The organism is Streptomyces tatrensis (assembly GCF_049310065.1).
Taxonomy (GTDB): Bacteria; Actinomycetota; Actinomycetes; order Streptomycetales; family Streptomycetaceae; genus Streptomyces.
Genome location: NZ_JBMDLB010000011.1, coordinates 1 through 12,074 on the forward strand (window position 1 = coordinate 1; position 12,074 = coordinate 12,074).

A 12,074-nucleotide genomic window follows, 5' to 3' on the forward strand; every position below is an offset into this window, starting at 1 on the left:
GCGCTGCGCGCTTCGGACTGAAACCGCCTCGCTGCGCTCGGCGGGCCTGCTTCGCAGGCCAAGGCCCGCTCCTTCGGAGCGGGTACCGAAGCGCTGCGCGCTTCGGACTGAAACCGCCTCGCTGCGCTCGGCGGGCCTGCTTCGCAGGCCAAGGCCCGCTCCTTCGGAGCGGGTACCTGAGCGCTGCGCGCTCAGGACTGAACGGGCTCGCTGCGCTCGCCCGAAGGAGAGCACCTCGCTGCGCTCGGCCCCGGGCTTCGAGCCCGGGGCCGGCCTTCGGCCGGGGCTCTCCGCTTCGCTTCGAGCTGGGTTGCGTGTTGCGCCGCGCTCCGCACGGAACGGGCCCGCTTCGCGGCCGCAGCGGGGGCGCTCCGCGCAGGAGGTGACCCCGTTTCACGGGGTTCGGGCCTCCGGCCCGTTGGGAACTATGTGGCTCCCCGACCCCCGTGTCCTACCGGATCACATCCGGCTACCGGCTACTTGGCGACTCCCTTGACCACCGTCACCGTGGTCCTATCGAAACCGCCCGGGAGGACAGAGGCGTACTCCCACCCCGGCACCTCGTAACGGAAGGTCCCAAAACCGCCGGCAGCCTTCACGACGCTCTCATTCGGAACCTGGAAGACCACCCGCCCCTCGACGGCCTTGCCGGTAACCGTTACTGACGACTCTCCCGGCCGGTCGAAGACCACATCACCCTTGTCCCATTGGAGCGGCAGGGGAAAACGGCCCGGCGTCACGAACTCCCACGTCAGCACAGCCTCAGCCCCCCCGTCCAAGCCCTGCCAGAACGGGAAAGAAACAACCACCTCAACATCGTCATCACCTACAACAGCCAGATCGATGACACCCTCCGAAGCCACCCCAACCTCCGGAGCCGGCGACTCCTCCCCACCCCCACGGGCCACCACATCAACCCGGGTGAACGGAGCCCACCCCGAATACAGGGCTTGCACCTCGAAGCTGGGATCCTCACCCTCCTGCAACTCGACGAACACACCCGACCCGCCACTACGCCCCACCACATACGTCACAACGTGACCCTGGCCCTGGCCCTCAGCCCCGACCTCGTGCCAGCTGACATGCAACTCGACCGCCTTGCCGACCTCGTGCTCACCCACCCGATACTCAGGCAGGCGGCCCTCAGAGGCGTAGTCCGCGACTGCGACCGTACGCGGGCCCCACCACAAGCTGATCAGATCACCCTCAGCCATGTCCGGATACGGCCCCACCAGCACCTTCACCGGCTCATGGGACTCCTGCGGACCCACAAACGGCACACCATCATGGTGCGAATCAACATCAATCCGAGCCGGAGGAAGACTCTCATCCACCCACAACACCACCGACTCCCCAGCACCAGAACCCACAGACACCACACAACCCCCATCAGCCACAAACACACCCGGTCACACACTCCGCGGAACCAACCGGAGCCTACCGACCAGACACCCCCTCCCACCCAAAGATCAAAAAAACCCAACCTCGAACCCACCAACCCACATGCTTCAATCTGAACACCAGCTAGAAACTGGCTGACAGCCCACATACCAGCAGCAAGACGTCGGCTGTGTTTTGTCGGCGATCGGTGAAGCCTGAGCCACCATCAAAAACCTCGTGAACTGGGCCTTTTACCGACCCGTCAGTGACACCGACCACTGACAACACGTGACGTCGGCGCTGAATCGTCGGCCACCATGACATCTCATGCAACGACCCGACACCGTCGCAGTCGCATTGAGGGCTCCTCATGCGCTGCCAGCACATGGAATGATCAAGCGATGACTGAACCGAACAACGCGGACGACCCCTCCTTCTGGTATGGAACCGAACGAGTCGTCAACGGGATCGCCCAAGGACTCTGCACCCTGGAGCAGGGCATAGCTTGGTTCACCAACCTGTCACCGGCCCGCCGGCAGGAGGCACTGCACGAGGCCGGCCTGTACGCGATGCAGGCCCACATCACAGCCGAAGACGGCCGCGCGGGCGTAGCACGGTCAGGCGTGAAACCCACCGCCAACCCCTCGGTCATGATCTGCATGAACCCTCCCCGCTACGGATTCTCAGGCCTCCCCGCCGACGAACACGTCAAAGCCTTCCGCGTACTCGTCTCCGTATTCACCGTCGCCGACACCCGACGCAGGGAGATGTACTGCAAAGGCACCTGCACACACGCCTGGCACAACTTGACCAGGAATTGCGAATGATCGCAGCCATCTCTTCCGTTGGATGAACGAGAGACCAGGTACACGCAGGTCAAAGCAGATGAGGCGGCGGGTGGTGCTGAACCGATGCGATAGCGTCCCAGCACATGGCTGCCGACGACAACGAAGAGCAGAAGGCGGACGGGACTGCCGAGAAGGATGCTGCCGGCGTACGCCTCGTGGAAGACCTCGTTGCTCAGGTGCCCGGGTTCGAGGACGCCTACGAGTGCCACGTCTTCAACGAGAACAGGCTGCTCCCGCACGTGTTCTTCTGGGACGTCGTGCAGGACACCGTCCGCTCGTACCTGACGGAGGACGCCCCGGACGGTCCCGACTGGCGCCGGGTCCTTGCGTTCCTGGAGGAAGAGACACAGCGTCGCGTGCCCGGGGCAATCGAGGTCATCGTGACCTCGTTCCTCTACGACCTCCCGTACGAGGGGGAACCCGGGCACGGCATAGAGGCACATCTCGGGCCCGCCATGAAGGAGAGGTACCTACAGCTTCGACCCCGGTACGGGGCAGAGGCCCCGGACGCTACGGGGAAGCCAGAAGCGTAGCCGCCCGTTCTGGCCACTTCTACTGCAGATTCACTGGCTCTCAGCGCAGGTGGCGAAGCTCTCGCAGTCCGTAGTCCGGCGGCAGCCACCCCTTCTTCCGCCTCTCGATGGTCTTCCGTGTGTGCGGAGGCGGCTGCGGACAGCCCTGCATCAGATCAGGTTCATCCCTGGCCCAGGCAAGCCCGTAATGGGCGGTACACACAGGCCAGATGGTCTTCACAGACTCCTTCAGGCACAGCGCCGTCCCATGTCGGCTCCGGCGCAGCTTGGGGCGCGGCGGCTGAGGCGGGCGCAGCTTGCACTCCTCAGCGAAGGCCGTCAGGGACGGTAGCCCCTCACCTCCCAGCGGGTCGCTGAACAGCGGCCCGCTGGTGCCGGCCCCAATCCGCCAGAGGAGAGCGGTCGCACTCAGCAAGGGGCGGGCCCAGGCTGGAACAGCGTGAGTCATACAGCCCTGACGCAACCCTTGATCGTGCAACGTGATCGTCGTGCCGTCCGGGGCCAGATCGCGGACGTACGCGGTGGCGAGCTGGGTGGTCGAGGCCGCGGTGAACACGGCCGTGGCGAGCTGAGCCGCCAGGTACGGGTGCGCCGTTGCACGGTGAAGACGCCACACCACCTCCGCCTCGGTGACCGGTGGCATCACCGGCGCGAAGAAGTCCCGGTCCTGCGCCAGCGGCGCGGCGCACCGGCACGAGCCGGTCGCCTCGTCGAGAGCCCTGAGCGTGGTCAGGGCGGGCAGGCTGATCCAGCGGTTCACCAACGGCCGCGCCGCTTGGGACACCTGCTGCTGCGGCGTGGCCAGCTCGGCCTCGGGCAGCAGAGCGGAGGCCTCAGCGACGAGGTGCTCCACCTGCCGCAGCTCACGCTCCAGGAAAGCCCGCATGGCCCGGTGGTGGCAGACCAGAACCAGGCGGACACCAGTGCGCCGGCGCAGAGCGAGGAGATCTCTGAAGCGGTGCGGAGTGAGCAGGTGGGCGCGCAGCAGAGTGAGGTGGGTGATGGGCGTGGCCAGGATCCAGGCGGCCGCGATCGCCCAGGCCGGGGTGGGGTCGAGGTGACGGTAGCCGGTGAGGGGGACGGGTTTGCCCAGGGCGGCGAGGATGTCGTAGGCGAGCGCGATCCCGGCGTCGGTGCCGGGAGTGGGGTGCACGGTGAGGCGTCCGTGCTGCGGGGCGTGGGATGCCAGGGCCGCCCGGGTGTGGACCACGTCGTCGTACGGGTCCAGGACCACCGTGACCGGCGGCGGATTCGGGCAGTCCAGCACCTCAGGCCACCACCGGTCGCTGGCGCAGTTTGCTGTAGGACCAACGCAGGAGGTCCTCATCCAGGATCCGTCCGGACTCCTTCATCCCGGCGGTCAGATGATGGGTGATCTTCGCCCAGGCCCGGAAGTTGCCGTGCGCGGCCTCGTCATCGCACATGGCGATCAAGTCCGGGTCCGTATCCGCCCACACGGGATGGAACGCCGGGACGACAGTGAGAACCTCCTCCAGCGGCATCGGCTCGATCTCCTGCCACGCGTACACGCGGGACTCCAGCATCGGCTCGCTCTGCAGCATCTCGAAACAGCCGTCCCCGCCCGTGAACACGATCGTCAGGTCCGAACCGATGTCATCCCACAAATAGCGCAGATATTCGAAGCACATCTTCGACAGCCACTGCGCCTCGTCACAGACCAGGACGTGCGTCTCCTCCAGGGCGCCGCGCAGCATCCGGTCGAACTCGATCGGCTGCCCCGGCGGACGGCCCTGCAGACCAAGGGCATGGAACAGTTCGTGGCGCAGGTCTCGGGTGGAGGGGCGGGCCCTGAACTGGATCCGGCGCGTCAGCTTCGGCGCGAGCTCGCGCAGCGAGGTGTTCACCGCCAACGACTTGCCCCGGCCCGCCTGCCCGTAGATACAGATCATGGCTCTGGCCTCGATCGCGGCACGGATGTTCTCCCGGACCATGAGTAGGGCACGTGTTGAGACCACCTGGGCGCCCGGCAGTCGCATGAAGTGGTCCTCCCGCTCCCGGGGCAGCCGGCCTTGTCGCTCAGCAGTCGCCATTGATCAACGCTCCCCGCTGTCGTCACGTACATCAGCCACTCCCGGCAGCCCGTCATCGGCTGCCTCCGCCTGTCCAGCATCCGTTTGCAAGTCGGCCGCCCGGCGAGGGCGGACAACCGGACGCGCCCACGAGGCCGGAGGCTCACGGGGAGGGATCAAGTCCGGCAGCGCCCGGGCCGCCAGATCCACACCCCTGGCCCGGGCGATCTCCGCCTCCGCCTGAGAAGACGTGACCGTGCGCCGCGGACGGGGCACGGACGCCGTCGTTGTGGCCGTGTAGCGGGACTTGCGCAGCTTCTCCGCCGCCTTCAGATCCGCCTTCAGCGCGCGGGCCTTCTTCTCCCTGACCGAACTGAGCGCACGGCGCTGCTCCACCGTCGCCGCCTGGGCCAGATAGGCGCTACCCAGATGCCGGCCCCACTCCTCGGCGGAGAACACCTCGATCCGCCCGTCGTAGTGCGGCAGATACCGCAGCCGGACCCGCATGCCGACGTGCCCGGCCATCCACGGCGCGATGTAGGCACGGCGCCGCCATAAAATTCCGTTCGTGGTGATCTTCCGGACCCGACCGTCGTCCTCCAACGCGAAGAACGCCAGCCGCTCCTCCGCGACGTCCTCGACCGGCACCGGATCCGCCTCCCACGCCGCCAACGGCGTCATCCCGTCCGCAAGACCCTCAGGATGGTGGCTGGTGTTCCACCCCCGCACCCACTTCAGCAGCTCCTCGACGAACTCCGGATACGACAAGAGGTGCTCCACCCGATCCGGACGGTGAGCACCGACCGGCCGAGCCCTGCGGGTATAGCCAGGCAGCGAAACCAGGAACATCACCTCGACCGCGTCGTTCAGCGCCTCGATGGTGCCCTTGCGATACGGCTTATAGGCGGGCAGGTCATGGACCGGAACCGCGAAGGCACCCAGCGCGCGCTCCACCGTCCGGCACAAGAACTCCTTGCCCCGGTCCACCCGCACCACGCCTGGCAGGCCACCGAACGGGCCGTACGGATCCTGCCTACTGATGCCTGTGCGCAGCGCGGCCAGGACCGCGTCCCGGGCCGGCTGATGCGGAGTCACCGCCACTCCCACAATGGCCTTCGTCGCGACATCGATGAACCACGTCACCCACGGACACACCGCCACGCCCTCGACGTCCACACGGACCGGGACCCGCTTGTGATCACCCTCCCAACACGCGTTCCGATGAGTCCGCGGACGCTTGCCATAGACGTCGTAGCGTCGGCGGGCTGCTTCACCGCCCTTCAACCCCGCCCGCTCCCCCACCGACAAGTCCTGCCGTACCGCGCGCTGCAGAGCACGAAGAGAAGGCACCGAATCCGCGACACCAGCCTCCGTCGCCTCGGCGAGCAGCTCACGGTGGACCGCGGCCACGTTCCCACCCCACACTGCAAGACGCGCACGGACATCAGCACTCACGCCAGTCCGCGCAGGCGTCCGAGCAGACAGACGCCCCTCACGCCGGGCCACCGCCACCCAGTTCCACACCGTCCGCTCGGACACGTCCAAAGCCGAAGCAGTCAACCGCACATGTGCAGAACCGAGTTCACCGCGACCATCGAGGGCCATCAGGCGCATGACCGCCGCCTCCCGCCCCACACCAGCCGGCACCACCCAATCGGTGAAGCCACCGGCATCGCTGTCCGCCATCAGCCCCTCCCGCAGACGCCCATCCCCGCCCCGGAAACGCTGTCCACGGCCACGCACCTCACTCCGACACGCCGCACCACATCCCACCAACGAGTGACGACCCCAGCAGACCGAGCAGTCAGAGACCGTGATCTCCCGAGCAAGGCCCGGCCCCTGAAAGGACCTGCCGTTGGGGCCTATTGAACCCTGGACAGCCTAACTCTATATAGCTAGAGTTATATTATGGACAGGCCATTCAAGGTCACGCAGGCGACGCTCGACGTGATGGAGGTCCTGCTCGTATCCGAGGGGGGCGTCCACGGGTACGCCATCGCTCAGGCCGCCAAAAAGCCCACCGGCAGCGTCTACCCGATCCTTGCCCGCCTGGAATCAGCGGGATGGCTGGAGAGCAGCTGGGAGACCTCGGAACAGACCCCCGGGGTGCCGCGCAAGCGCTTCTATCGGCTCACCCCGAACGGCACCGCCGGCGTTCGTGAAGTGCTGCTCGAACGACGAGGCGCACTCCCCTCACCCCCCGCACGGGCAAACCCCCTGCGCAGCCCCGGATGGGGAATCGCGTGATAGATCTCCTGCGCTACATCGCCCCGCTCATCGCCGGGCTGCTCATCAACGAAGCAGTCGACATCAGCCCGTGGCTGGCCCGCAGAATCATCCGATGGGCAGCCCACCGCATCCCCGACGCAGAACCGGCACTGCGCTACGAAGAGGAATGGACCGCGCTCCTCGACCAACGCCCCGGCAAACTCCTCAAGCTGACCTACGCCCTGACGTTCCTCACCCCCGCCCTCCGAATGCGGCGCGAGGCCCTCGGACGAACGGCATGGCCCCGCCGGCTCGCCCACACGCACACAGCCTTCTGGACCGGCCCCAAAATGATGCGCGGCTGGATCCTTCTCCCCCTGGGCATGGCCAGCGTGACGTGGTCTGAACGCATCCCGCCCACAGCAGACACCAACGCCCTGTACCTCGCCATCGTCATACCCGGAAGCATCGCGACGACCTACCTAGCAGCAGGCATGATCACCTACGCCCGCTTCCTGCGACGTCAGGCAGCCCTCGCCGCCACAGGCGATGCTCAGGCCCACGACCACCTCGACCGGTGGTACGGAACCAGGCACTGCCCCGAACACCGGTAACCACCCACCCCTACACACGCGACAGCAGACCTTCAGCGGGAAACGACACCGGCCTTCAGCAGAAGAACGACACCCCACAACCCGCCCACCAGCTAAAACCCCACCTGAAGGCCCTGTCGCCAACCACTGCAAATCACACGTCGCGCATCAGGTGACACACCCACGAACCCTTTGACGCTACAGGCCTGACGCTCAATCAAAAAATTCCGCTTGGCTATTTAGTCAGGGCACGGCCGATAATACCGGCCAGCATGTCGAGAAACCACCGGCAATTCCTCCCACACAGGAGACGGGCGGGTGGAGGTTCCGATCCCAACCACGTTGAAGGAAGTAGGATTTACCGAAGGGTTCCCATAACCGGAACCCACACTCAGACTTGGCGCCGCTGTCGAAAAACAGCATTTCAGTGGCGCAATCCTTTCCCTACTCAACCGGAGTGGTCAGGATCTCGCGGTCCAGACACTATTGACGTCTATTCAATGACGGCTTGTCGCTCCCATCCGGGCCCCGCGTGCGCCCTCAGCGCGCAGCGTTGCAATACAACTCTGGGCCGAGCCGCTGACGCCGGGCGCGGCCCGGCTCGCGGGTCTTCGCTGGGCTACCGTCACCACCGAAGGAATGCGCTCCTCCTCCCGGTCAGCTCTTCGAACCACGCTGGCCGCCGCCGTACGGCCACCCGGGGCAGGAATGCACACCCACGACTATTTGGGGGGAAGTTGTGCTCTTAACCGACGCGCACACACGAGGAGACCGGCCACCGCGCATAGCGGAGGTTGACGCGCTGCGCGGTTTCGCGCTCCTGGGCATCCTGCTGGTCAACGCGCTGATGATGGCCGGCCCGTACGGTCTCGGAGCCGTCGCCGATCCGGACGCCTCCACGCTCGACCGGGCCGTCGAGGGCGTCGTCCTGACCTTCGTGGCCGGCAAGTTCTACCTGATGTTCTCGTTCCTCTTCGGCTACAGCTTCACCCTCCAGCAAGACTCCGCCGCACGCGACGGCGCGAGCCCCGCCCCCCGGATGCTGCGCCGCTCGCTCGGCCTGCTCGTCCTGGGCCTCCTCCACGCCGTACTGCTCTACACCGGCGACATCCTCATGACCTACGCGCTGCTCGGCCTGGTCCTGATCGCCGCACGCAACTGCACGCCGCGGAAGGCCCTGCGCGCGGCCCGGATCGTGTACGGCTGCGCGGCCGGCCTCCTGCTCCTCGTGGGCCTGGCGTCCCTGCTCATGTCGGACGCCGAGACTGCCGAACTGGACGCCGAACTCACCGCGGGCTTCGCCGCACTGGCCGCCGACTACCGCGGCGACGCCTCATCCGTCATACAGGCCAACGTCAGTCAGCTGCCCGAGGCGCTGCTCGCCGTGTCGTTGATGGGCGGCTTCGTCCTGGCCGCCTTCCTGACCGGCCTGTACTGCGGCAAGCGCCGCCTCCTCGCCGACACGGGACGGTACACGGCCCGGATGCGCCGCATCTGCGTGCTCGGCGTCGCCCTGGGCCTGCCCGGCAGCGTCTTCATGGCCCTGGCCGCCGGCGGCGCGCTCGGCCCACGCTGGACGATCCTCGGCGAGGCGGTGGGAACCGTCACGGCCCCCGCCCTCACCGCCGCATACGTCTGCGGAATGCTCCTCCTCATGAAAACCGCCCGCGGCGCGAACGTCGCGGCGCTCCTCGCCCCCGCCGGCCGGATGGCCCTGACGAACTACCTGACCCAGTCCCTGGTCATGGCCCTCGTCTTCACCGCCTACGGCCTCGCCCTCTACGACCGCCTCGGCGCGGCCGTAGTCGAACTCGGCGCGCTCGTCCTCTACGGGTCCCAACTCATCCTCAGCAAGCACCTGATGGCCAGGTACCGGTACGGCCCGGTGGAATGGCTGCTCCGCGCAGTCACCCTCGCCCGGCTCCCGCACGACCGTGACCGGTCGGCGGCCACACACTGACATCGTCCGGAGCGGGCGAAGCCGCCGGGGTCCGGTCCAGGGTGCCCGAGCGCCACAGGCTGTTCAGGACCACGGCGCCGGCCATCAGCGACAGGACCAGGCCCGCGTCCGTGGACCCGGCCCACAGGGCCCACCCGGCGCAGGCCTGCAGGAGGACCCCCGCGAGCATCCCGTACGCAACCCGTACGCAACCCGCCGCTGCCTGCCCGTCATCACCACCAGCTCGTCCCCTCCCTCGGTTCTCTCCGGTCAGGCGCCGGTCCCGGAACCCGCCTCGCGGGCGGCGTGGCGCCGGACTTCTTCCGAGGGCTTCACCCGCGGCCCGGCCGGGCCCGCGTCCGGGCGCCGGTAGACGGCGGCCCGGTAGATCGTGGCCAAGGCGACGATCCCGCTCAGGGCGGTCAGGACCAAGTCCGCCTGCTCCATACCGGCGTTCCCGGCCCACCAGCCCAGCACGTGCAGCGGGACGGCGAGCAGCATGCCCTCCACGCCGAACCGGTCCCGGCCGGTAGGCGCCCACCGGCCCGCATGTACCCGCAACCGGTCCGTCCACGCCCGGACACCGCGCCCACAGCGTCCGGGTTCGGGTGCCGCCGACGTCACCGCGTACGCCCCGCGCCCTTGCCCGGCGCGACCTGCCGCCGGTAGGCAGGGACTGCGGCCTCGCTCGGGGCCGCGCCCGCCGCCCCGAGTACGGCGGCCGAAGTCGTGGTGGACCGGGAGCGGGCGGCGGCCGGCACCCGGGGCGCGGCCGCCAGGGGTGCGTCGAGGGAGGTGGTGAGGGCTTGGTGGGTGGACAGGACCATGCGGCGGGCGAACTCGCCGGGCGCACCCGGGCGCCAGGACTCGTCACCGTTCAGACGGGTCAAGTGCGCGGTGAGCGCCTTGAGGCCGTCGCTCTCGCCGAGCTGCTGCATACGGGCGGCGGGCGGCCAGCAGCGGCCAGGGCCGGGAACCCACGAGGAGGCCGCCGTCTCGCTCGCCCAGGACGTCCTTGACCGTGGTGACGATCCGGGCGTGGTCGGCCGGGCGGACACCGAGCTGCTCCAGGGCCTTGTCCCGGACACGGAGGTCGAGGTCGAGGTTGGCCGGGAGAGTGAGGCCTTCGGTCAGCAGGCCCTAGTAACGGCGCGCGTCCTCGGAAACCACCACCGGAACAGGAGCCGGAGCGGGCGCCGGGGCCGGGGCCGGAGCGGGCCCGGCCGCGGGGGCGGGGGGCCAGGCCGGGGAGACGAGCATCGCATCGCGGACCATCCCTTTGGGCATCGTCGCGCGCAGCAGGTCGGCCCACGCCCTGGACTTCTCCCGTGCGGCGGTCGACGGCTCCCACATCCGGGCGTTAAAGGGGGCTCCAAAACGGGACGAAGTCCTGTCGACCGGGGCAGAACCGGCAGCAAGCATCACCTGATCACCGACCCCACCGGCATCCCGCTCGCGGCCACCTTGACCGGCGGCAACCGCAACGACATCACCCAGCTGATCCCACTGCTCCTGGCCGTGCCGCCGGTGCGGGGCAAGCGCGGCCGCCCCGACGCCGCCCGGACGTGGTGCTGGGCGACCGCGGGTACGCGACAAATACCGCCGCCTGGTCCGGGATCTCGGCATGAAGCCGCTGATCGCCCGCCGCGGCACCGAACACGGCTCCGGCCTGGGTAGTCAACGCTGGTTCGTGGAGCGCGCGTTCGCCCACCTTCACTGGTTCCGCCGCCTGCGGATCCGCTGGGAGATACGCGACGACATCCACGAAGCATTCCTCACCCTAGGATGCGCCCTCATCTACTGGCGACGCCTGAAGTCATTGCGATGGGAGTTCTTACTCGCCTTCGTCGAAGACGGCGTCGCCGCCCTTGATATGCCGGGCCGGGTTGAGGCCCTGCTCCATCAGGTCGACCGCCCACAGCATCGACTGGACGCCCTCCAGCTTCGTCAGGCCCGGGGTAGGACCGAGCCGGAAGCCGCCGGGCTGCGGCTTGCCGGAGGCCGCGTACGGCAGGAAGTCGAGCGGGCTGTCGCCGGGGCTCGGGTAGACGACGCAGTCGGGCAGCACGGCGAGCGGGTACAGGGCCGTCATCCGTGCGGGAACCGCGGGTCCAGCGCGGGCGCTGCGGCCTTCTTCGCCGCCTGGCGACGCGACGTCGCGGCCTGGACGGGCGCGGCGGTCTCCGACTCGGTGGCCGCGGGGGCGGCCGGCCCGGTGAACGTCTCCGGGACCTCCGGCTGCGGCGCGGCGACCGGGGCCGGGGCGTCGGCGGGAGCACCGTGGGCGGGGTACTTCGCCGCCCAGCCGGTCAGCAGCCGCTGGTACGCCGAAAGGCGCGGCTCCTTCGGCTCGCTCCTGCCGTTCTGGTAGTTCTTCACCGTCTGACTGGACGTCTTCAACGCGACCGCGAGGCGGGCCTGGGTGATGCCGGCGGCCTCCCGCAACCGGGCGCGCTCCGCCGGGGGCGGGAGCTGCGGCTCCTCCTCCAGCAGGGCGTCGATGTTCGCGAACAACTCTTCCTCGGTGCGTGTGGGATGAAATC

Annotated in this window: 14 protein-coding genes and 1 pseudogene; 6 read left to right on the plus strand and 9 right to left on the minus strand. The window is 68.3% G+C overall.

Going from position 1 to position 12,074, the window contains the following annotated elements; all coding sequences use genetic code 11:
• Positions 1-476 precede the first annotated feature (476 nt).
• Entirely contained in the window at positions 477-1,244 is a 768-nt protein-coding gene (locus tag ACODT5_RS15685; protein WP_422519911.1) for a hypothetical protein, read from the minus strand.
• 537 nt (positions 1,245-1,781) lie between these two features.
• On the opposite strand from ACODT5_RS15685, the gene ACODT5_RS15690 reads away from it, so the two are divergent.
• Positions 1,782-2,207: a DUF5958 family protein gene (locus ACODT5_RS15690; protein ID WP_422517350.1), complete on the plus strand. Its 426-nt coding sequence runs from the start codon at positions 1,782-1,784 to the stop codon at positions 2,205-2,207.
• 104 nt (positions 2,208-2,311) lie between these two features.
• Positions 2,312-2,761, plus strand: a complete 450-nt coding sequence (locus ACODT5_RS15695; RefSeq protein ID WP_422517351.1) for a hypothetical protein — start codon at positions 2,312-2,314, stop codon at positions 2,759-2,761.
• Positions 2,762-2,801: 40 nt separating this feature from the next.
• Here the strand turns inward: ACODT5_RS15695 and ACODT5_RS15700 are convergent, their stop codons facing one another.
• From ACODT5_RS15700 to ACODT5_RS15710, 3 genes are read right to left on the minus strand one after another with little or no spacing between them, the layout of a single operon-like run.
• A complete protein-coding gene (locus ACODT5_RS15700; protein ID WP_422517352.1) occupies positions 2,802-4,028 on the minus strand; it encodes a hypothetical protein in 1,227 nt (408 codons plus the stop codon).
• A 1-nt stretch (position 4,029) separates the two neighbouring features.
• Positions 4,030-4,812 (minus strand): AAA family ATPase, encoded by a 783-nt coding sequence (locus ACODT5_RS15705; protein ID WP_422517353.1) that lies wholly within the window; start codon positions 4,810-4,812, stop codon positions 4,030-4,032.
• Positions 4,813-4,815: 3 nt separating this feature from the next.
• On the minus strand, positions 4,816-6,477 hold the full coding sequence (locus ACODT5_RS15710; RefSeq protein ID WP_422517354.1) for a Mu transposase C-terminal domain-containing protein: 1,662 nt from the start codon (positions 6,475-6,477) through the stop codon (positions 4,816-4,818).
• Between the two features lie 222 nt (positions 6,478-6,699).
• On the opposite strand from ACODT5_RS15710, the gene ACODT5_RS15715 reads away from it, so the two are divergent.
• From ACODT5_RS15715 to ACODT5_RS15725, 3 genes are all read left to right on the plus strand, one after another.
• Positions 6,700-7,038, plus strand: coding sequence for a PadR family transcriptional regulator (locus tag ACODT5_RS15715; RefSeq protein ID WP_422517355.1), 339 nt, complete (start codon positions 6,700-6,702; stop codon positions 7,036-7,038).
• Entirely contained in the window at positions 7,035-7,613 is a 579-nt protein-coding gene (locus ACODT5_RS15720; RefSeq protein WP_422517356.1) for a hypothetical protein, read from the plus strand. The genes ACODT5_RS15715 and ACODT5_RS15720 overlap by 4 nt, the downstream gene beginning before the upstream one ends.
• 718 nt (positions 7,614-8,331) lie before the next feature.
• The gene (locus ACODT5_RS15725) at positions 8,332-9,552 is read left to right on the plus strand and encodes a DUF418 domain-containing protein (protein ID WP_422519912.1); all 1,221 of its coding nucleotides are present in this window, start codon (positions 8,332-8,334) and stop codon (positions 9,550-9,552) included.
• A 249-nt stretch (positions 9,553-9,801) separates the two neighbouring features.
• Here ACODT5_RS15725 and ACODT5_RS15730 read toward each other — a convergent pair whose 3' ends face one another.
• The 3 genes from ACODT5_RS15730 to ACODT5_RS15740 all read right to left on the minus strand — a co-directional run bounded on the left by ACODT5_RS15730 (position 9,802) and on the right by ACODT5_RS15740 (position 10,884).
• Complete coding sequence (locus ACODT5_RS15730; protein WP_422519913.1) at positions 9,802-10,041, minus strand: hypothetical protein; 240 nt, start codon at positions 10,039-10,041, stop codon at positions 9,802-9,804.
• A gap of 110 nt (positions 10,042-10,151) precedes the next feature.
• Entirely contained in the window at positions 10,152-10,469 is a 318-nt protein-coding gene (locus ACODT5_RS15735) for a hypothetical protein (protein ID WP_422519914.1), read from the minus strand.
• A gap of 202 nt (positions 10,470-10,671) precedes the next feature.
• Positions 10,672-10,884 (minus strand): hypothetical protein, encoded by a 213-nt coding sequence (locus tag ACODT5_RS15740; protein WP_422519915.1) that lies wholly within the window; start codon positions 10,882-10,884, stop codon positions 10,672-10,674.
• Here ACODT5_RS15740 and ACODT5_RS15745 point away from each other — a divergent pair.
• Positions 10,817-11,350 (plus strand): annotated as a pseudogene (locus ACODT5_RS15745) (IS5 family transposase); the annotation flags it as partial. The gene ACODT5_RS15740 and the pseudogene ACODT5_RS15745 overlap by 68 nt on opposite strands.
• 15 nt (positions 11,351-11,365) lie before the next feature.
• Here the strand turns inward: ACODT5_RS15745 and ACODT5_RS15750 are convergent.
• On the minus strand, positions 11,366-11,623 hold the full coding sequence (locus ACODT5_RS15750; protein WP_422519916.1) for a hypothetical protein: 258 nt from the start codon (positions 11,621-11,623) through the stop codon (positions 11,366-11,368).
• On the minus strand, positions 11,620-12,045 hold the full coding sequence (locus ACODT5_RS15755; protein WP_422519917.1) for a helix-turn-helix domain-containing protein: 426 nt from the start codon (positions 12,043-12,045) through the stop codon (positions 11,620-11,622). Before ACODT5_RS15755 ends, ACODT5_RS15750 begins: the two co-directional genes overlap by 4 nt.
• Positions 12,046-12,074 lie beyond the last annotated feature (29 nt).

Excerpts from the sequence above, each read along its gene's own strand:
- ACODT5_RS15705 (WP_422517353.1), bottom strand. The coding sequence starts at position 4,812 with ATGGCGACTGCTGAGCGACAAGGCCGGCTGCCCCGGGAGCGGGAGGAC.
- ACODT5_RS15715 (WP_422517355.1), top strand. The coding sequence starts at position 6,700 with ATGGACAGGCCATTCAAGGTCACGCAGGCGACGCTCGACGTGATGGAG.
- ACODT5_RS15695 (WP_422517351.1), top strand. The coding sequence starts at position 2,312 with ATGGCTGCCGACGACAACGAAGAGCAGAAGGCGGACGGGACTGCCGAG.
- ACODT5_RS15690 (WP_422517350.1), top strand. The coding sequence starts at position 1,782 with ATGACTGAACCGAACAACGCGGACGACCCCTCCTTCTGGTATGGAACC.
- ACODT5_RS15710 (WP_422517354.1), bottom strand. The coding sequence starts at position 6,477 with ATGGCGGACAGCGATGCCGGTGGCTTCACCGATTGGGTGGTGCCGGCT.
- ACODT5_RS15740 (WP_422519915.1), bottom strand. The coding sequence starts at position 10,884 with ATGTGGGAGCCGTCGACCGCCGCACGGGAGAAGTCCAGGGCGTGGGCC.
- ACODT5_RS15735 (WP_422519914.1), bottom strand. The coding sequence starts at position 10,469 with ATGCAGCAGCTCGGCGAGAGCGACGGCCTCAAGGCGCTCACCGCGCAC.
- ACODT5_RS15750 (WP_422519916.1), bottom strand. The coding sequence starts at position 11,623 with ATGACGGCCCTGTACCCGCTCGCCGTGCTGCCCGACTGCGTCGTCTAC.